Origin of the sequence: Nostoc sp. LPT (assembly GCF_017115165.1) — a bacterium.
Taxonomy (GTDB): Bacteria; Cyanobacteriota; Cyanobacteriia; order Cyanobacteriales; family Nostocaceae; genus Nostoc.
This window is the reverse complement of record NZ_JABXKF010000049.1, coordinates 13,556-34,328: the sequence shown is the minus strand read 5'-3', so window position 1 is coordinate 34,328 and position 20,773 is coordinate 13,556. Positions and strand designations below refer to the sequence as shown.

16 protein-coding genes are annotated in these 20,773 nt (G+C 42.2%); 8 read left to right on the top strand and 8 right to left on the bottom strand.

What is annotated here, in order from left to right:
* The first annotated feature begins 102 nt into the window (after positions 1 to 102).
* Together HWQ58_RS11385 and HWQ58_RS11380 are read left to right on the top strand one after the other, a co-directional pair.
* Positions 103 to 2,049 carry an amino acid transporter gene (locus tag HWQ58_RS11385; protein ID WP_292861859.1) on the top strand — a complete coding sequence of 649 codons (1,947 nt, stop codon included), beginning with the start codon at positions 103 to 105 and terminating at the stop codon, positions 2,047 to 2,049.
* 264 nt (positions 2,050 to 2,313) lie between these two features.
* The gene (locus tag HWQ58_RS11380; RefSeq protein ID WP_292861856.1) at positions 2,314 to 5,556 is read left to right on the top strand and encodes a PAS domain-containing protein; all 3,243 of its coding nucleotides are present in this window, start codon (positions 2,314 to 2,316) and stop codon (positions 5,554 to 5,556) included.
* Between the two features lie 163 nt (positions 5,557 to 5,719).
* Here HWQ58_RS11380 and recR read toward each other — a convergent pair whose 3' ends face one another.
* The 4 genes from recR to HWQ58_RS11360 form a co-directional block, all read right to left on the bottom strand.
* A complete protein-coding gene (gene recR, locus HWQ58_RS11375; protein ID WP_292861853.1) occupies positions 5,720 to 6,277 on the bottom strand; it encodes a recombination mediator RecR in 558 nt (185 codons plus the stop codon).
* A 65-nt stretch (positions 6,278 to 6,342) separates the two neighbouring features.
* Positions 6,343 to 6,471: a hypothetical protein gene (locus HWQ58_RS11370; protein ID WP_292861850.1), complete on the bottom strand. Its 129-nt coding sequence runs from the start codon at positions 6,469 to 6,471 to the stop codon at positions 6,343 to 6,345.
* Positions 6,472 to 6,740: 269 nt separating this feature from the next.
* Positions 6,741 to 7,778: an aldo/keto reductase gene (locus tag HWQ58_RS11365; protein ID WP_292861847.1), complete on the bottom strand. Its 1,038-nt coding sequence runs from the start codon at positions 7,776 to 7,778 to the stop codon at positions 6,741 to 6,743.
* A gap of 69 nt (positions 7,779 to 7,847) precedes the next feature.
* The gene (locus HWQ58_RS11360; protein ID WP_292861844.1) at positions 7,848 to 8,027 is read right to left on the bottom strand and encodes a hypothetical protein; all 180 of its coding nucleotides are present in this window, start codon (positions 8,025 to 8,027) and stop codon (positions 7,848 to 7,850) included.
* Between the two features lie 245 nt (positions 8,028 to 8,272).
* Here HWQ58_RS11360 and HWQ58_RS11355 point away from each other — a divergent pair, with 245 nt between their 5' ends.
* The 3 genes from HWQ58_RS11355 (at position 8,273) to HWQ58_RS11345 (ending at position 12,375) form a co-directional block, all read left to right on the top strand.
* Positions 8,273 to 10,165, top strand: a complete 1,893-nt coding sequence (locus HWQ58_RS11355) for a lipoxygenase family protein (RefSeq protein ID WP_292861841.1) — start codon at positions 8,273 to 8,275, stop codon at positions 10,163 to 10,165.
* 30 nt (positions 10,166 to 10,195) lie between these two features.
* Complete coding sequence (locus HWQ58_RS11350) at positions 10,196 to 11,545, top strand: cytochrome P450 (RefSeq protein ID WP_292861839.1); 1,350 nt, start codon at positions 10,196 to 10,198, stop codon at positions 11,543 to 11,545.
* Positions 11,546 to 11,814: 269 nt separating this feature from the next.
* Positions 11,815 to 12,375, top strand: a complete 561-nt coding sequence (locus tag HWQ58_RS11345) for a hypothetical protein (RefSeq protein ID WP_292861836.1) — start codon at positions 11,815 to 11,817, stop codon at positions 12,373 to 12,375.
* 50 nt (positions 12,376 to 12,425) lie between these two features.
* On the opposite strand, the gene HWQ58_RS11340 is transcribed toward HWQ58_RS11345, so the two are convergent.
* A complete protein-coding gene (locus HWQ58_RS11340; RefSeq protein WP_292861833.1) occupies positions 12,426 to 13,166 on the bottom strand; it encodes a chromophore lyase CpcT/CpeT in 741 nt (246 codons plus the stop codon).
* Positions 13,167 to 13,372: 206 nt separating this feature from the next.
* On the bottom strand, positions 13,373 to 13,870 hold the full coding sequence (locus HWQ58_RS11335; RefSeq protein ID WP_292861830.1) for a GNAT family N-acetyltransferase: 498 nt from the start codon (positions 13,868 to 13,870) through the stop codon (positions 13,373 to 13,375).
* Positions 13,871 to 14,121: 251 nt separating this feature from the next.
* Between HWQ58_RS11335 and HWQ58_RS11330 the strand changes: the two genes are divergently transcribed.
* The 3 genes from HWQ58_RS11330 to HWQ58_RS11320 all read left to right on the top strand — a co-directional run bounded on the left by HWQ58_RS11330 (position 14,122) and on the right by HWQ58_RS11320 (position 16,022).
* Entirely contained in the window at positions 14,122 to 14,712 is a 591-nt protein-coding gene (locus tag HWQ58_RS11330; protein WP_292861827.1) for a flavodoxin family protein, read from the top strand.
* Between the two features lie 3 nt (positions 14,713 to 14,715).
* Positions 14,716 to 14,862, top strand: coding sequence for a hypothetical protein (locus tag HWQ58_RS11325; RefSeq protein ID WP_292861825.1), 147 nt, complete (start codon positions 14,716 to 14,718; stop codon positions 14,860 to 14,862).
* 140 nt (positions 14,863 to 15,002) lie between these two features.
* On the top strand, positions 15,003 to 16,022 hold the full coding sequence (locus tag HWQ58_RS11320) for a tRNA-dihydrouridine synthase family protein (protein WP_292861822.1): 1,020 nt from the start codon (positions 15,003 to 15,005) through the stop codon (positions 16,020 to 16,022).
* 63 nt (positions 16,023 to 16,085) lie between these two features.
* Here the strand turns inward: HWQ58_RS11320 and HWQ58_RS11315 are convergent, their stop codons facing one another.
* The gene (locus HWQ58_RS11315) at positions 16,086 to 16,889 is read right to left on the bottom strand and encodes an oxidoreductase (RefSeq protein ID WP_292861819.1); all 804 of its coding nucleotides are present in this window, start codon (positions 16,887 to 16,889) and stop codon (positions 16,086 to 16,088) included.
* 572 nt (positions 16,890 to 17,461) lie between these two features.
* A complete protein-coding gene (dpdE, locus tag HWQ58_RS11310) occupies positions 17,462 to 20,773 on the bottom strand; it encodes a protein DpdE (RefSeq protein WP_292861816.1) in 3,312 nt (1,103 codons plus the stop codon).

Genomic DNA, 20,773 nt, shown 5'->3' with positions numbered 1-20,773 from the left:
AACATACAATAATAATGCTATACCTTTGTAGTTAAAAATTTTAATAAACCACGAAGGCTTAAAAAAATCACAAAGCCGACTTTTGCAACACAACCGTATTTGATGGCTAAATCAATTGTTTCAACAAAACGGCTCGGCAGCCAGTTAATCCATTGGTTGCTTGAAGAAAACCGACAAGAGAAAAAAGGGCCTTACCGCAAGGAAGAAGCACATCGCCAGCATTCTTGGTGGCAGGTGATGTGCTTGACTGGTGTAGATTATTTCTCGACCCTTGGCTATCAACCAGGGATTGCAGCACTAGCGGCTGGCGCTCTTTCTCCTATAGCTACCCTGATTCTGGTTTTGCTGACGCTCTTTGGAGCGTTGCCAATCTATCGGCGCATTGCTGCCGAAAGCCCTCATGGTGAAGGGTCGATCGCAATGTTAGAGCGTTTACTCCCCTGGTGGCAAGGCAAATTACTTGTACTGTGCTTACTTGGGTTTGTGGCAACTGACTTTATTATTACCATTACTTTGTCAGCTGCTGATGCTACTGCTCATATTATCGAAAATCCGCTGACACCAAATTGGCTTCACAATCAGGCGATCGCAGTTACCCTGATATTAGTTGCATTACTAGGTGCAGTTTTCTTGAGAGGTTTCCGAGAAGCCATTGGGATTGCAGTAGTTTTGGTGGGAGCTTATCTGCTGTTAAACTTCATTGTCGTTGGCGTCGGTGTGTATCAGATATTAACTCATACAGAAACGATCCCGAATTGGCAAGCTGCACTTTTTGCACGCCATTCTAACCCTTTGATGCTAATCGGCATCTCTTTGATCATCTTCCCCAAACTAGCGCTGGGATTATCAGGTTTTGAAACTGGTGTTACCGTTATGCCTCTGGTTAAAGGTAGCAGTAACAGCACTTCTCAGCATTCCAAAGGGCGGATTCGGAATACACGCAAGCTGCTCACCACTGCTGCTCTGATTATGAGCTTCTTTTTGCTTACCACCAGTTTTATAACCACTCTACTGATTCCAACCGCAGAATTTGCATCGGGGGGCAAAGCCAACGGACGGGCCCTTGCTTATTTAGCACATTTGTATTTAGGCAATGCCTTTGGCACAATTTACGATTTAAGTACTATTTCTATTTTGTGGTTTGCAGGTGCATCTGCAATGGCAGGGCTGTTGAATATCGTGCCTCGCTACCTACCACGCTATGGCATGGCACCCAATTGGGCACGAGTAACCCGACCTTTGGTGTTAGTCTACACAGCGATCGCTTTTGTTGTCACAATTATCTTCAAAGCAAGTGTAGAAGCCCAAGGTGGGGCTTACGCAACTGGTGTGCTTGTGTTGATCACCTCAGCCGCCTTTGCTGTAACTTTATCAGCCCACCGTCACAAACAGAAGCGGGCAAAACTCGTTTTTGGCATCATTACACTGTTATTTGTATATACCACCATTGTCAATATCATTGAAAGACCAGAAGGGATTAGGATTGCTGGGTTTTTCATCGGTGCGATCATTTTTACCTCCCTGGTTTCTCGTGTTTGGCGTTCAACAGAACTGCGAGCAGAGCGGATTGAAGTTGACGAACTTGCTAGGCAATTCTTTGCCGAAGATAGCCAGGGAACAATACGACTGATTGCAAATCGGTTGAATACGGGCGATGTCCTAGAGTATTTTATGAAAGAGAAAGAGGTACGCGAAGACAACCATATTCCAGCCAACGATCCAATTCTGTTTCTAGAAATTCATGTATCCGATGCTTCAGAATTTGCGGATGTGATCGTAGTAAAAGGGGTACAAGTTGGTGATTATCGCATCCTCCGGGCTGAAAGTGCAGCAGTACCGAATGCGATCGCAGCTTTACTACTTTACATTCGTGACCAAACAGGTAAGATTCCCCATGCTTACTTCGGCTGGGTTGAGGGAAATCCCATACAATACCTATTGCGTTTTATCTTGTTTGGCGAAGGTGACATTGCTGTAGTTACCCGTGAAGTACTGCGTCGGGCTGAAAAGAATCCCCACATGCGACCTGGTATTCATGTTGGGGGTTGATTCAGGAGTGCTGAGTGCTGAGTGCTGAGTAAATTAAAATCACTCAGCACTGTTTCGTTAGCAGAGTTCTTTTTTCTCCTTGTTCCCTTGTCTCCCCCTCTCCTTGTCCTATAAAGATGCGGCAAATAAACCAGTGATAGAAGTAGGATAGAAGTAGCGATCGCTGCTTCTGCCTCAAGATGGAAGAAATTGTCCTAAAATTTATGTAAGTATGAACGGCTGAATCTGAGATTAACTTTAAAATTATTTAATTAACTTTTTAGAATGCCAGACGCGGAAAAGTTCCAGAACCAGCTGGCTAATGACAAGCTGCTGCATCGGCAAGTTAGTAAAAAGGCAAAATCTTCGCTAGTAGCCAGTCAAGAAGAAGGAATGGTGCTTCAGTTGGCTGATGGCACTATCCAGGCTTGCAATGCCGCTAGCGATCGCATTTTGGGACTGACCACAGAACAGCTTGTGGGGCAAAATTTGCTCGATCCCAAGTGGCAGTTTATTCATGAAGATGGCTCTCCTTTACTCAGTGAAACTCACCCTGCGATCGTTACCCAAAATACAGGTAAACCTTGCTTAAATGTGGTGTGTGGCTTTTATAAGTCAAATGGTGAGCTAGTCTGGCTATTGTTTTCCTCGCAACCTCTGTTTCAAACTGAAGGAAGTAATCTGTATGCGATCGTGACCACTTTTTCGGATATTACGGCATCTAAGCACGCCCAGTTCGAGGATGACTGTAGTTGTGAACAACATACTCAACAAGTTGATGCAGATGAATTTCAGACACTGTGGGATAGTCAACGTTTGTTTCAACAAATTGCTGGCACTCTTCCGGGGATAATCTACATTTATGACCTAATTGAACAGCGAAATTCTTACGTTAATTACGAAATTGCTGAAGGTTGGGGCTACACACCAGCAGAAATCCAGGCGATGGGAAAAGAGTTATTTAATCAACTTTTACACCCTGAAGATTTGGCTCAACTCCCTAGCTATTTGGAAAAATTTAATTCTGCTTATCAGGGTGAAGTCCTTAGCTTTGAATACCGGATTCGACACGCCAATGGTGAGTGGCGCTGGTTTTGTAGCTATGACACTGTGCACAGCAGAACTGCTGATGGATTGCCGCAATATCTTTTGGGGATCGCTTTTGATATTACAGAACGACGACACATAGAAACTTCCTTGCGGCAAAGTAACGAAAGGTTTGAGCTAGCAGCAGCGGCGGTTAATTGTCTAATCTATGACTGGGAGATTGGCAGAAATACTGTGGAAAGAACTCAAGGTCTAACCCAGGTTTTTGGCTACACACAACAAGAAACTGAACCTACCTTCCAGTGGTGGCAAGAACGTATCCATCCCGACGACCAACAAAGAGTTAATGACCAGTTCATGGCTAGTATGGCCAATGGAAACCGTTATCGGATTGAGTATCGAGTGCGTCACCAGGATAACCGTTATCTGTGGGTAGAAGACCAGGGGTTTGCAGTCCGGGATGCAAATGGTCAAGTAGTTAGGGTAGTTGGTACGAGTACTGATATTACCGAACAGCAAGCTGCTTTATGGGAACGTCAAAAAATTCAAACAAATCTGCGCGAGAGTGAAGAACGGATTCGGTTGGCCACTAATGCTGCTGAACTAGGTATGTGGTTTTGGAATATCATCACCAACGAGGTAATTTGGACGGACAAATGTCGGCAGCTGTTTGGACTGTCCCTAGAAGCCGAAATCAGCTTTGAGATTTTCCTCAACTGTGTACATCTAGAAGACCGCCAATGCATTCATGAAGCGATCGCCCGTTCTCTTGCAGAACAGGTTGACTATGATATTGAATACCGCACCCTTTGGTCTGATGGTAGTATTCATTGGATTTCTGCTAAAGGTCGCGTCTTTTATGATGCCGATGGGAAGCCAGTACGGATGATGGGTACTACCCAGGATATTACCCAACGCAAACAGGTAGAAAATGATTTACGCCAGCGTGAAACTCAATTAAGGCGGTTAGTTGATTCCAACATTATTGGCATTATGTTCGCCACTCCTGATTACATTACTGAGGCGAACGAGGCTTTTTTAGAAATGGTAGGTTATACGCGAGAGGAACTTTTAGCGGGTAAGATACTCAGACAACATATCACCCCACCTGAATATCATGCTCTCGATCGGCAAGGGATAGAGCAACTTTTAACGGTTGGGATATGTACTCCCTTTGAAAAAGAATACATCCGCAAGGATGGTTCCCGCATTCCCATATTAATTGGTGGTGCTTTGGTGGAGCGAGAGCCAGCGTCTTGGATTTGTTTTATTCTTGACCTAACCCCCAGGAAGCAATTAGAAAAGGCACTCAGGCAACAAGCTGAGGAACTCAAACAGGCAAACCGGAATAAAGATGAGTTTCTTGCTATTCTCTCCCACGAATTGCGATCGCCCCTCAACCCCATTTTAGGGTGGTCATCGGTACTCAAAAGCCGCAAATTAGATGAAGTGACTACAAGTCGTGCTTTGGAAACCATCGAAAGAAATGCTCAATTGCAGATTCAATTAATTGATGAGTTGCTGGATGTTTCCCGAATTATTCGCGGTAAGTTGAACCTGACTTTTGCCACTGTTAACCTGGTAGCTGTAATTGATGCTGCATTGGAAACAGTCAGGTTAATTGCCGAAACCAAATCTATCCAGATTAAAGTACAAGTTGACCCCAAGGCTGGTAAAGTGTTAGGCGATTATTATCGCTTACAGCAAATTGTCGGGAATTTACTCTCGAACGCAGTCAAATTTACTCCCTCTCGTGGTTCAGTGGAAGTAAGTCTCTCATTGAGTAGTGAGTTAACTTCCCACTCAGCAATAATTCAAGTTAAAGATACAGGTCAAGGTATTTCCCCTGAATTTCTACCCCACGTATTTGAATATTTTCGTCAAGCCGATAGCAGCACAACCAGGACATTTGGCGGACTGGGACTGGGATTGGCAATAGTTCGTCACTTAGTAGAGTTGCATGGTGGTACTGTAAGAGCAGACAGTCCAGGAATTGGACAGGGAGCAGTTTTTACTGTCAGACTGCCCGTGATGAAGGAAAGTGAGGGTGCAGGGGAAGCAGGAGGAGCAGGGGAGATATTTAACTTGTCAGTTCTGCGTGGACTACGGATATTAATTGTCGATGATGATGTTGACACACGTGAGTTTCTACACTTCTTGCTACAACAGAATGGGGCGTTGATAACTGCCGCAGCATCGGTAAACGAGGCGCTTAAAATTCTAACACAGGCTGTACCTAATTTATTAATCAGTGATTTAGGAATGCCAGAAATGGATGGCTACAGCTTGATTAGGATGCTCAGAGCCATGCCCAAAGAGGAGGGCGGGGAAATTCCGGCGATCGCTCTTACCGCCTATGCTGGAGAAAGCGATCGCGATCGAGTTTTAGCAGCTGGTTTTCAGAAACACATTGCCAAACCAGTACAACCAACTGAATTACTCACCTCAATTGCAGATTTGCTAGGGCAAAATTATCGCTAAAACTGCTTCAATAAACTTACTCAAAGTTAACCAAAATTATCTTTGACGTTATCTTCTCGCTTCAACCAAGGATGTCGGCATCTTCTTGTCCACGAGCGTTAGTTCCGACTAAGCTAGCCGTACTTTATTGGGAGGTGCATTTTCAAGATTGATAGAGGCATTTTTATTCTAACTCCCGGCGTCCTTCCAACGCCCTCGCCAAAGTAACTTCATCTGCGTACTCCAAATCGCCACCTACAGGTAAACCAAAAGCAATCCGCGTCACCTTAGTAAATGGTTTTAGTAGCTGACCAATATACAGGGTTGTTGTCTCCCCTTCTACACTCGGACTAATTGCAAGAATTACTTCTTGAGGTTTTTGCTGACTCACCCGGCGCTGCAAAGCTAGTATATTCAACTGATCTGGGCCAATTCCATCAATTGGCGAAATCACCCCGCCCAAAACGTGATACTTGCCCTTGTATTCGCGGGTTTTTTCCAGCGCAATCACATCACGAGGATCTGCAACAACACAGATAGTATTATTGTCACGGTTGGCATTGCGGCAAATTTCACAAACAGGTTCAGCAGATAAGTGAAAGCAAACAGAACACAAGCCTATCTGTTTTTTTGCCTCAACTAAAGCTTGTGCCAAAGCTTCTACTTCTGCTTCTGGTCGCTTCAAAATATGCAAAGCCAGTCGTTGGGCACTTTTGGGGCCAACTCCCGGTAGGCGTTGCAATTGTTCAATTAACCGTGCTAAAGGGCGTGCGTAAACCGTTGTCTTGTCTCCAGAATGTTTTCACTTTAACTATGATGACATTTTTTCAGTACTTCCATCAGGCGCAACACTTCCAACTCACGCGATCGCTTAGTACAGCATTTCATTAATTCGTAGCGAATTAAATTTGGCAATACCTTGCAATGCCAATGCATCCCAATACAATGTTAATGCGTCCCTCTGCAATGCCAATGCATCCCGATACAATATTGATGCGTGCCCCTGCAATGGCAATGCATCCCGATACAATGTTAATGCGTCGGCCGCAATGCCAATGCATCCTCCTGCATTAAAAACGCTACGCTTTTACGCAAAATTGTACTTGGTTGTGGACTTTGCAGCCGCTCTGCCAGTTTTGTGCCCACAGCAAAATATACGGTTGTTTGCTGTGAACCTTAGTTTTCAAACACGCCCTAGCTAAAACTTATCCTAACCACTCAGGATTTTTGGCTGTACTATCAAATTGGTTAGTGGTTTTAAACAGTTCATACTGACCTTTGAGAGCAGCTTTGCGAGTCCGATTCAATAATGCTCTAACTTGTTCCTGGCTCATGGGTGTAAAAGTACGTACTGCCTCGAAAGCCTGGTTTAAGATGGGCATACTTTCAATGCCTGTAATCACCGTTGAAGTTGGCAGATTCATCGCGTAATGCAGACATTCGATCGGTTTGACCACGTTGCTTTTGAGAATGTTTTGGTCGCCCATTGATTTCATCCCCAGTACAGCAATTCCGTCTTTAACCAGTCTGGGTAAGACTTGCCTCTCAAAACTGCGGAAATGGGCATCCATAACATTTAACGGCATCTGCACTGCATCAAAACGGAAGTTGTTTTGATTGGCAACTTCCAACATTCTCAGGTGTACTAAAGGGTCTTTGTGTCCAGTAAAGCCTATGTAGCGAATCTTGCCAGCTTTTTGTGCTTCCACAACTGCTTCCATCGCACCACCAGGGGCAAAAATCCGGTCTGGGTCTTCCATGCGAATGACTTCATGATGCTGCAACAAATCAATGCGGTCTGTTTGCAAACGTTTTAAAGATTCATCAATTTGTTTAGCAGCCGCCGCCTTTGTGCGACCGTCGATTTTAGTCATCAGAAAAGCTTTTTGACGATAACCATTTTGCAGAGCTTTACCCATGCGAATTTCGCTACCTCCATTATGGTAATCCCAGCTATTGTCCATAAAATTAATCCCGCGATCAAGAGCAGTACGGATCAGCTCAATACCCTCTTGTTCGTCTTTTGGTCTACCAATATGATGACCACCTAGACCAATTACAGATATTTGTTCTTTGGTGCGTCCTAGTTGCCTGTAGAGCATTTCACCTTTTTTAATCTGGAGTGGGGTAGACTGATTTTGTGCTAAAACCTGTTTGGTTAAACCTTGTAAAGCAAATACCCCAGCTCCACCTAAACTAGAAGCAGAAACTACCTTCAGTAAATTTCGTCTGCTAATATCCACAAATTTATCCTTTTGCCACAGTATAAGAACTTGCCTTCATAGCTTTGCATGGAGCAAAATTCGCTGCTTCTAACTGTTGAAGGATAAAAGCAGTGAGGTAGAGATAGATTTTTGATAGAGGGAAGGTAAGAGAAAAATATTCCATTGCTGTGTAAGCAGAGGAAACATTGGAGACATCGGCAGCAGAGGAAGAATCTGATAGTCGTATTCCTGATATTGTTTCAGTGGTTCAAATGTCAACTCAAACACAACACCTTAGTACGAAAGTTTTCTTTGAGAATTGTTTCTAAATCTTGGCAAATATTATTTGTATTCCTAAATATTTATTGCAATATTTATAAACGTTTAGTGCGTGATTCAGAAGTTGACAAAATCTAGAAAATTTCTTGAGAAAAATCGTAATTTTAAACTTGATTGCGATAATACGTTTAGCTAACTCAAACCTGTTTCTCCTAACCTATTAAAATTCCCCATACTAAACATGAGTAAAGTCAATGACTGCTTCATCACCAGATAATTCAATCAGTTCATCAAGTACTCATACTTTAGATATAGCTAGGCAAGAGTATCAATATAACTACATCCATATTCCATCTATTGCGATGCTGGATCGGCTTTCTATTGCCGAAGAGTTCACCACTAAGTGGTATTTTTTATTAGCCCAGCAGTTACGAGTTGTGTTTATCAATACCTTGATTGTGAGCAGAGGCAATCAAGGTTCTAAATCGATTCGTGATGATGTCGCAAAGTTTATTTTAGAAGCCTTGCTCAAAGGAGCAGTACCAGTAAAAATCAGCATTCTGGCAAGAATCTTGCAAATTATCCCTCAATTTTTGCTCAATGGCATATCTAAGGATCTTAGAGAACTCGACGATCTTTTTTATTCTATTTTGAAAGAAAACGGACTTGTGATCCTCAGAGATGCTCTAAATAAAATAATTAACCTTCTATATGAAGGACAGCCTACAGGACATGCAACCAGTCTCAAGGACTACGAAAATTTGTTTCCAGTGATTGGTGTGCCAGCGATCGCCAAAACTTACCAAGAAGATGAAGTATTTGCCTACATGCGAGTAGCTGGCTACAATCCCGTCACAATAGAGCGAGTAACGACTCTAGGCGATCGCTTCCCAGTCACAGACGAACATTACCAAGGAGTAATGGGAACTGACGATTCATTAGCAGCAGCCGGACTTGAAGGCAGGCTCTACTTAGCTGACTATAAAATTTTAGATGGTGCGGTCAACGGTACATTCCCACACGAGCAAAAATATCTCTATGCTCCCCTAGCACTGTTTGCCTTACCCAAAGGCTCAGACCCCACCCGTCTATTGCGTCCGATAGCCATTCAATGCGGTCAAACCCCAGGCCCAGATTATCCGATTGTTACTCCTAACTCCGGTAAATACTCTTGGCTTTTTGCCAAAACAGTAGTCCAAATAGCAGATGCTAACTTTCACGAAGCTGTCACTCACCTAGCAAGAACTCACTTGTTAATTGGTGTATTTGCGATCGCCACCGCTCGACAACTGCCACTCACCCATCCTTTAAGAATTCTACTACACCCGCATTTTGATAGCACTTTAGCAATTAACGATGCCGCTCAACGTATTCTCATAGCTCCAGGCGGTGGTGTCGATAGATTACTCTCAGCATCAATCGACAACTCTCGCGTTTTAGCAGTGCTAGGATTACAAAGCTATAGTTTTAACAGCGCTATTTTACCTAAGCAATTCCAACAGCGCGGTGTAGACGATCCTAACTTATTGCCTATTTATCCTTACCGGGATGATGCACTACTAGTCTGGGATGCCATTCATCAATGGGTTTTAGACTACCTAAACCTTTACTACACCACGGATGAAGACATTCAAAAAGACACAGCCCTGCAAGGATGGGCAGCCGAAATCTCAGCTTACGATGGTGGTCGCATCCCCGATTTTGGCGAAGATGGGAGCATCAAAACTCGCAATTATCTAATTGATGCCACGACACTGATTATTTTCACTGCCAGTGCTCAACACGCTGTGGTTAACTTTCCGCAAAAATATCTTATGGGCTACGCCGCAGCGATTCCATTGGCAGGTTATTTACCAGCCTCAACTCTCAAAAGAGAAGTTACTGAGCAAGACTACCTGAATTTGCTCCCTCCCTTAGATCAGGCACAACGGCAATACAACATACTCAGCTTGTTGGGGTCTGTGTACTATAACAAGCTGGGCGATTATCAGCAAGGATACTTTACAGACCAAAAAGTAAAACCATTGTTACAAGCATTCCAAAGTAATCTTCAGCAAGTAGAAGATACCATCAAGCAACGTAATTTGCACCGTCCAGCCTATGAATATCTACTTCCTTCTAAAATTCCTCAGAGCATCAATATCTGAACTAGAGACAAATGACTCAAAATAAATACCATGACACTTAAAGATAAAGTCCTCAAAGCTCACGATCGCCAGCTTTGGCTTGCACCTATATTAGCTAAAGTAGGTTACGACACTGCGATTGGCAAGTTTCTACGCTTGATTTTTTATTACATGGATGCGTCAATCATGCTCAACGCATGGCGAGACTTTCTCTACATCCGTAAGGACAATATTGGAGACAAGTATTTTGCAGTAGACCAAGCAATTATGCATTCCTCTCACTCCCAGGTAAGAGAACTAATGCAAACCCAACCACAACTGCGGGGAAATGATTTAGGCATCATCAGAATATTAGCTCCTAGCTACTTGCTTGATAATCCTTTGAGCTTGGGAACCAACGGTAACGAACACACAGGACTACGTACTGTAATCTTACAAGCCTTACCGGAACCGTCAGGGCAAATAGACTTTTTAGGGAATCTAGTTGAGCAAAGGCTGTTAGAAGCTGCTAAACAAGGCAAATTACATATCGGCAACGATTTGCCAAAGATCATACTATCGATTTTGCATCAACTGGTTTTTCAGATATCTTTATCTGAGGAAGAAATCACAGCATCTGATAGCTACATTAAAGGTTTGCCTCTCGCATCCTTACCTAATTTTATCAGCAAGTATCTGCTAGCAATCTTAACAGCGCCAAAAATTCGGCATCGTCAATATTTAACTAAGCGATATAAACAATCAGCTTTATGGGCATCTTACTTTGAAACAGGTGCTCAGTATCAGTTGAACGAACACCAAATCGCTAATACCCTTTTCGATATGATTCATATCGCTGGTACTGCCGGCACACGTGCGCTTTTGGGATCTGTGATTGGTGTTCTCTGCTTAGATAATACCCTTAGAAAGGATGTAGTATCAGAAATCAATACAGTCTGGAATGGCAAGAAAAGTTTAGATCCAGATGCTCTAGAAAAGTTAAGACTTCTCAATCAAGTGATTCTAGAAACGGCTCGTCTCTATCCACCTGTGCGATTTGTTAGCCAACTCACCACTGAAGCGGGTGAAGTTGAGATTGGAAAACAAAAATGTCCATTCCAAAAAGGTACTCGCTTGCTTGGCTCTATTCTTACAGCTAATCGGGATGCCAATAGATACCAAAATCCAGATGATTTTGACCTAACACGAAATTTTTCAGATATCTTATCTTGGAACGGCGAAGAGCATGAGCGAGCCTGTCCCGGTAAATCCTTATCAATTGGCTTTATCAAAATTTTCTGTTTACATCTGTTCCACAACTATCAATGGGACTCAATTACAGAAGTCAAATGGGATTTTGAAAAAGTGACTGCCGTTACTCCTAATAATTTAGTACTACAAGGTTTTGCTCAACGACTGTGAGTCAGGGACTTTCAATTAAAAAAACATCCCATCTCTGCGAGACGCTCCGCGAATGTAGAGGTGCAGAGCTAGCTGTGCGCCCCTACTTCTCATGTTTGATTAAGTAAGCTAAAAACAAGTGGCATTCCTGAATTATAATTTGGTAATTGTTCTGGTTTTTTGAGTTAATTTTACTCTTTTTATAGTGCAAGATTACTCATCTTTTCTCTGACTCAGTTATTTAAAAATTTAGGTATTCATTTAGCTAAAAGGAAATAATTACAAATTATATGGCTGAATTAATTGAAAAAAAGCAACTTAATAATATTGCTACCTGGATGATTCCAGTCAAAGAAACAAACTTACCATCTGTCCTTAAAGGTGTATTTTTTATGGATGGTAATCCACTCCCAGATACTTGCATTACTATGTACAACTTAGAATGGGATATACAGAATATAACTTTGCTTTTGCCAGTCTTTGCACCGTTACAATGGACTTTTCATAACTCGATTGCGGGTTGGATATTACTACGTTTAGTTCAATGGTTAAAAGTAACTTACAAAATTCAGTTTGAAGATGAAACTTTGCAACAAGCTCAAATCATACCTGTTTTCCTGGAAATACCAATTTCAACATTGATTGTAAGTTGTACAATGTCTCAAGACAAAAATTCTTTCAATGGAGATATTTGGCACAGAAAGAACGTTTGGTTCGGCGGACTTTATCGAGCTGGTGAGTATACTCTCCGTAAAGTTGTTGATAAAGATGGTTGTTATACTCCTGCTTTTAACGATATGCTTACCAGAGTCCAAAATGAATGTTTAGTGATTGGACACCACTCAAATTGATCTGGCTTAGGTTAGTCAGCTAAAGCTTAGAGCCTTGTCGCCCCCCATTACTAATTTGAAACAGAGGTTTTATTCTTTTTTGATTTCTGTTTTCGCCAATCTGAAATTGTATTTTTTGTACTCCAAATTCCCAAAGCCAGTAACCCGAATGTGACAGAAGGTTCTGGAACAGAATTAACTCGACGGAATTCGATGGGTGTGGCCACAAGTAAATTACCTTTTTTATCAAAAATTTTGTCTAAGGAGTCGATGCTACTCTGCTCAATAGTTACATCGGAAACCACTTTGAAGCCATTACTTGTTATACAGCCATTGGGAGCGTTATTCCCAATGTAACTGTTCGGCTCCCAAAATAATTGCAGATTACAGGTGTTCTTCTCGACATTGTTAATATTAAGCTGTCGACTAGACTGAGGATGATTGCACAACCCGCGTACAGTATTTTCATTTAAAAAGCTGCTAATACTTAAATTCACAGCCGAATTTACTTCATTAAAAGAATAAAGGCGTAGCCGCTCAAAACCTGGGCTTTCTTGCTCTAGATAAACGTTCTGTGTATCAGCCAAAGGATTAGTATTATCCAGTTGCACACTACAATTTGACATAGTAATTAATGGCACAGAGGGGCTACTAGCAATCTGTTGGGCATTATCAAAAAAACCAGTGAACCACTGTGCTACTTCTTGAACCTGTGTCTTAATTGGTGGCGCACTGGTATCAGCACGGCTTTGTTGAAGAAATGAAAATGTTGTTACCAAAAATGTCAAAATTGATACTTTGAGTAAATGCATAGAGGTTTGGACTCCAACAAGAGCAGATTACAGATTTATGGATAAATAATTTACACCATCAAGCCCCATCTTCCGCCATGAAATAAATTTCTTGGCTATTGGCTAATAACCTTGTGGTGTCACTTTCCAGATTAAGCCAATAGTAAATAACTTAAATTATCTAGATTAGCCACTCAGTTTCATCATAAAGAGAACCTATCAAGTAGTTAGCCATTATACGCGAATATCAAAAATTTAGTACCTTCATAGATGAACTCTGCCATCTTGCACATACCCATCTTTTGATGTGCCTGAAGTGATGCTTTGTTATTTGCCTTGATGAACAGTATTCCTTCGCGTTCTGGTAGAAAATCTTTCAACTTAGCAAACATTACCCCAGCAATACCTTGCCCACGCATAGTTTCATCAACACAAATGGGGCCATACAAGTAAGCATCTTTTGTACCAGGATAGGCTTGTAACATCACCTTTATAATTGGTAAATTAGCAGTTGTCTTTGACCAACTGAGTAAGAATCCTACAACTTGATTATCTTTACGGGCTACAACGCTCGGCATTTGAGAGATAGTCATCCTTACAGCCTCTGGCTCAAGACGACCTAACAACATACCACCATGTTCTGCGTCATTGGCTTGGGCCAACTTGACGATTTCAGTAACATCATTGAGACTGGCACGGTCAATCACTACATCATTGAGACACATACCTGGTTGATAAAAATAGGAGAAAGATTTGGAGCAAAAGAATTTTCTTTTAGAAGAATAACAGAGACTAATAAAACCTATTTTTATGTTTTGTTACGTAATAGTTTAGCCCTAAATTTCAGTACACGGTAGCTCCAGAAAAAACCTGCTGGGATTTGCATGACTTTAAGATTGACTACTTTACTTTATAAGCCAGTAGTCCTTATGATATTTCTCGTTCAGTTTCAGTCAAAATTTTAACTAAACCTCCTATGCCCAGCGTTGTGATTATCTATTTTTCTGGTGCAGGCCATACTCATCTTATGGCCCAAGCTATTGCTGAAGGTGCAAGTAAAGTTAAAGATACTACTGTTGAGCTGCTACGGGTTACTGGAGAGCAGATAGTCAATGGTCGTTGGAAGAATGATCAGGGAATAGCAACTCTCAATCAAGCTGATGCAATTGTTTTTGGCTCTCCTACCTACATGGGTGGTGTCGCGGCTCAGTTCAAGGCATTTATTGATGCTGCTAGCGAAGTTTGGTTCCGACATGGATGGAAAGACAAAATCGCTGGGGGTTTTACCCATTCCAGCTCTCCTAGTGGCGATAAACAAGGCACACTTCTCTATTTAGCTACCAACGCCGCCCAACATGGCATGATTTGGGTAAATGTGGGAGACTTGCAAAGCTTTTTATCTGGTAAAGATGATGGGGTAAATCGATTAGGAGGATTTCTAGGTGTAATGGGTCAAAGTCAGCTTGATATGAGTGGCAAAGAACCAGTGCTAGATGCGGGTGATTATCTAACTTCACTACGCTTTGGGGAACGCATTGCAGAAGCAACCAAACGTTGGGTCGAGTAGCTTTTGACACTTGTATTTGGTTATCGCATCCTTATATCTGACAAAAAATTCAAAGAGTCAAAGTTACACCAAAGCAGCGATCGCTTAGAACTGGCAGTACACTGTGACTATGCCAAACCTTCCAAAGTGGGTAGGCGTAGCCCGCCGTAGGCATCGCTGTCTTTTTTGGATTTTAGATTTTGGATTGGGAATTGCTTTCTCTATTTGGGTTCTACTAGTGCATCTGTCGTAATTATTTTTAAAATTGGTATAACTTAACAGTGATGCTTTGTTGATCGCTCTTCATCTTTATGCCCCAGGTATCGCTCCCCCAATCGTTCTATCCACACCTGCCCCTCACCGCTCTTGCGCCTATGCAGGATGTGACAAATCTCTGGTTTATGAAGGTCATTGCCCACTACGGTAGCCCTGACTACTTCTTCACCGAATATTTCCGCGTCAATGATACCTCACGGCTTAATCGTAGTATTCTGGCAGCAATCACCGAAAACGACACAGGTCGCCCCGTTTTTGCTCAAATGATTGGCGAAAGCATTCCAGACTTAGTAAGAACAGCAAAGGAACTTTGCAAGTATAATATTGCTGGAGTTGACTTGAACATGGGCTGTCCAGCACCCAGAATCTATCGCAAAAATGTTGGAGGTGGATTGCTGCTCTTACCAGAAAAAGTGGATCGGATTCTGGGAGAACTGCGTTCTGCTGTGAACGATCGACCTTTGACTGTCAAGATGCGTGTAGGCTTTGAAAATACAGATAATTTTTACAAAATTCTAGATATAATCAATCGCCACAGCATTGATTTGCTCTCTTTGCATGGTCGCACCGTCAAAGATATGTATCATGGGACAGTGAAATATGATTTGATCGCTGAAGCAGTCAGACAAGTCGATTGTCCAGTGCTTGCTAATGGCAATATCAACTCGGCAACAACTGCTGTTAAAGTGCTTTCTCAAACGGGCGCGGCGGGTGTAATGGTAGGACGCTGGGCGATCGGGAATCCTTGGCTTTTTAATCAAATTCGGCAAGCTTTGCGTTTCGAGCCGATCGCGCCCGTTCCTTTAGCAGAGGTACGCAACTATATCGATCGTTTATGGCAAACTCCCACAGCAGCAACTATGCCAGAGCGATCGCGCGTAGGCTATCTGAAAATGTTCCTCAACTACATTGCTCTGAGTGTTGACACTGAAGGTCATTTTTTACGGTTGATGCGACAGACTTCTACTGAGGCAGAACTGTTTAACCTGTGCGATCGCGTTCTTCTTACCGATCTGACAAAAACTTTAGCCCTAGCACTCTCCTTGAGCGTGTAATATCGTGTCCGGCTAAAAACTTGCCTTAACCGAAAATTGCGGCGTTGGAGATTTGGCTGTGATTTATGGTAAATTCAACCGCTTACGCGCACCAAATCGAAATAAGTTATCTGGCAATATTGCTTTTAAGCGAGGCAACCATTGTGCCTCATTGCCAACACGATAGCGTAATCGTGGCAACCGACTACGAGCAGCAAATAGAATCGTCTGTGCAACTTTTTCAGGATCGTCGCCTTGTGCAATTGCTTGACTAACAGTTGAACGAATCACATCGCGTACATTGTCATAATCAGCGTAATTCAATGTGGGTGACAACATAGCTTGGTTGAAGTTGGTCTTAAAGTAACCAGGCTCAATTAAAGACACTTTAATATTGAAGGGGTCTAGTTCCACACTCAATGCTTCACTATAACCTTCGAGTGCAAACTTACTTGCACTGTAAAAACCTTGTCCTGGTGCGCCAATCAATCCTGCCACTGAACTGATATTAATAATATGCCCACTACGCTGCTGTCTCATAACTGGCAAAACAGCATTGCTAACCCGGACAACACCCCAAAAGTTGGTTTCAAAAACCTCCTTGGCTTGTTCTAAAGAAGTTTCTTCAATCATGCTGGCATGAATCTGTCCAGCATTGTTAATCAATAAATCAATGTGATTAGTCCGCATGAGTAACTGTTTGATACATGATTGTACTGAAGAATCAGAGGTAACATCGAGTGTCAACATTTCCACATCTTGTAAAGTTGGATGTTCCTTGCGACTGGTACCGAAGACCCAGTAACCTTCTTGAGCAAGCTTTTGAGCAGTTAGCTGCCCAAATCCAGATGATGCTCCTGTTACTAGCACGACCTTTTTATCAGTCATCGGTTCTCCTTTTGTTTGTGAATTCCTTGGTGCTGCGATGGACTACACCCTGCCTAATAAGAGCGATCGCGTTTATTCTAAACCTTTAGGACTTACGCAAAAACTCTCTGAAACTCTTATTTCTTCTCTGCAAGACGCTGCGCGAACGTGTCCTACCCTGCAAGAAGCCACTTCGTGTCTATGCGTCCAACTCTTACGAGACGCTGCGCGTAGCTTGCTTCTCCATAGGAGTATGCAGTTCGTTTTTCCATTACCCGTGCGTAAGTCCTGACCTTATTCATTTTCAATAAAAACCTAATTTTAGCCATAGGATTAATAGCTAATTTGTCAAGTATGAAACTTCAGTGTTCAAGATACTTATCAAACAAGCGTTTCAAGATTGTTAATAAAAATGTGGGTAAAAGCATAGCTTTGGCGGGGGTAAGGTTCTTCGGGTTTTATAAGCAATCAACCGGACATGATGTAACACCAGAACAAAAAGATCCCCGACTTATTTAAAAAGTCGGGGATCTCAAGCTCTCAATCTGTGCAAATCAAATAGGATTAGCAAAGCTATTTAATCGCACACAATATCACTCAAATTGCACAAGCGATCGCCCCGATACAACAATAAAACCCACAGAATCAAGCCTCAAAAGCGGCTGGCGAATTCCCTCTAGAATGGCTGCATTTAAAGCAGTTTCTATCTTCAATTCTTCAGCTAATACATTATCCCAACTTTGCTGGTTCAGACGTAGGCGTAATTGTTCTACTCTATTAGCTAATTTCTTTTCGGCAACCCTAGCACAATTTTGGCACAAGTCAATAAAATCGGGACGGTTGGAAAGTAATTCTGAAGAAGTGTTACGCACTTGATAGCAAAAATTTTGCCATTTACTAGGGTCAACAAAATCGTCAATAATTCCTAAGCGCTCTTTTGCTAGGTTATAATCTCGTCCTTGATTATTGTTTTTATCTTTGTATGGACGTTGCAGAATACTTAAAAGAGCTTTATCCTCAACAGCACGTATTGGCTCTTTGCGACCGTCAACATAGATAGTTTCTATAATTGGCGGAAATAGAGCATCAACACGTCGTTGCAAGTTTTTGAATTGAGAATTATCTAGTTTGTTATCCAGTAAAACTTGTTTGGCAATTCTTAAATTTGCCTCAACTACATAATTGCACTGGAAACCGAACCATTCCTTCCCTTCTTTCGCGTCCCAAGATGCATCAGTACGCCACAGAGCAAAGGCTTCACCTCGGTCATCCCAGTTGATATAGTTCAAGAGTGCTTCGATAAATCCTTCGCCAACTCGAAAGAGTTTAACACCAGCATTTTGGTTTGCTACCCTACGATTATAAGTACCAAATTGGTCTAGATAACTCTCAGCAAAACGGTCTTTTAACTCATTTATCGGAACCAAGGTACGCGTTGTCGGTTGATAACGTCGCATCTCTGATGAATCGGGGTTATTGAGTCCTCTAAATCCTAGCGCGTCACAAATCCAGCCTTCAATTGCTCGCCTAATTTCTAGATGACGAGCATCGTAATTATCTAGGTCTTGAAAATACTCGGTAGCAATTTCATCGTTGGCATCAATTTCATCTAGAGCATTTTGTTCGCTAATTTTGGCTATTTCCGCTTCAATTTGCTTTTGAATTGGTGAAACCATCTCTAACAATCCAGCCGCACCTGATTGAAACAAAACTGTTTCTAATTGTGCAAGTTTCTCATCAACATAAAACTGGAGACTGGCAATTGATTGTTGGAAAATACCAAACCCATCTTTTAAGACTTTATACCAAGCATTGTGAGGGCTATCTTCCAAGTAAGGGCCAATCAAGGCACTAGATTGGATACCAATTTTGCTGCCAATGCGGTCAAGTCTGCCAATTCTCTGCTCTAATTGATTAGGCGACCAAGGAAGGTCAAAATGAATTAACCAATCGGCAAACTGAAGATTACGCCCTTCTTCTCCAGAGCGATCGCATACTAAAATAAAGCAGTTTGGGTTATTCTTGAACCTATTTAAGCCTTCCTCAACTTTATCTGGTGATTCTCCAAATTGATGGCTGGCTATTGTTTCTGCACCAAAGGTATCAGATAAATACCGGACAATTTCGCCACAAGTTTGCACAAAACTGGTAAATACAATAAATTTAGGCAGAATGTCACCAGTAATTGGTCTCTTGATTCTCTGCTGTATTCTGGTGATGAATTCCTTTTGATTCTTCCGAACATTTGCGGGAATTTTGAAGTATGTACCTAGCTGATTCAGCAGTACTGTTTTCAAATTTTCCGTCCGTTGTCCGTCCTCTTGAGGTTGACGAAGAATATTTAGTAAGGATTGGAGAATCTCTTCTTCCCCTGAAAATTTGGGGGTTGTAGTTAATAGGCGAACATCATCTTCTTTAAACTCTTGGATGAGTTTAGCATGAGATTTCGCAGTTAAACGCGCCGTAATTACCTGCTCTAAAATCCCTAACCAAGTCCCAGCAGCGAGAAATAACAGCAGAAAAATTCGCTGATATTGCTTTTCATCAGGAGCAACACTCCGCCATTGATTCAGGAGTTCGTGGATATCAAGCGATCGCTCGTCTAAATCATACTCTTCTTTTGGCGTAAAGTTGCGGTCAAATATCACATCTTCCACCGCAGCGCGACGGTTGCGAAGCATTCGCCGATGTAGTCGATAGATATCGCTGACATGGACGCGAATCGCTTGGACGATTTGCTCTTGCTCGGTAGAATTTGCTTGTAAACAATTTTCTAAATCATCCGCCAGCTTCAGTAAATACTTATCCTCAACAAACAGGTTTCGTAGTTGCTGCAAGTTGCTTTTGAGAATTTCTGGTTCTGCACCTTCTTTAAAAGAAAGCAGAAGTTTACCGATTTGCTGACGGCTTTCAACTTTGGTGCGGAAACTTGCTAAATCGCCCAGTTTATAGGTTGTCGGGTCGAGCAAGTGCAACATGGCCAGAAAATCTTGCTCGTGATTGAGAACCGGAGTGGCAGATAATAAGAGTAAGCGATCGCTTTTATGAGCAAGTTCTTTGCAAGTCTGAAAACGCTGGCGCACTGTTGCATCCTTAGAGGTCGCCATTGCCGCAATATGATGGGCTTCATCTAAAATTAAGCAACCTATCCTTGCTTTCAGGTTGATTTTATGGATATCTTCAACCGCCAGCACTGCTACCCGTTTGGGAAAATGGGAGATGTAAAACTTGTTTTCTAACTCAGTTTGCCATTGTTTGAGCAAATATTGCGGAACTATCACCACCGCACCTTTTTTCGGTTCATCGAGAAGAAATTGACGCAGAATCGCACCCGCTTCGATGGTTTTTCCGAGTCCTACCTCGTCTGCTAGCAAGTAGCGTTGAATTGGGTCTTCCAGTACCCGCCGCACTACTTCAACTTGGTGAGGATAAAGATTAATATTTGCCGAAATTAGTCCCGTCATCCCGCGACTCACAGCGCGTTGCTGAATCAAGGATTTCACGAAAGCCAATCTTTTGTCGTGGAAATAAGGCGTTTCGTGACCCTTCATCGCCAGAGTTTGGATAGGGTCTGTATTTGGTAGATTACAACGAACGTAAATGTCTTCTTCAAATGCGATCGCAGTTTTTTTATCTGGTAAATCAATTTGATACATTTCTGTATCATCATCCCAGATAAAAACTCTGCCAACTATCCATTTATCTTGAGTTTGGGACTTAATATAGCATCGAGCCTGGGGTTCCAGCTTGACTTGAGAGAGAGAATTTAAAGGTAAAGTTTTTTGGAGACGTTGCCCTATAGAGCAGAAATACTCAACGATTGCATTGGTATCAGATATTTCCGTAACTTTTCCGATACCCAAAGAGTTATTCTGGGACTGTACCAATAAACCAAGCTTAATCAT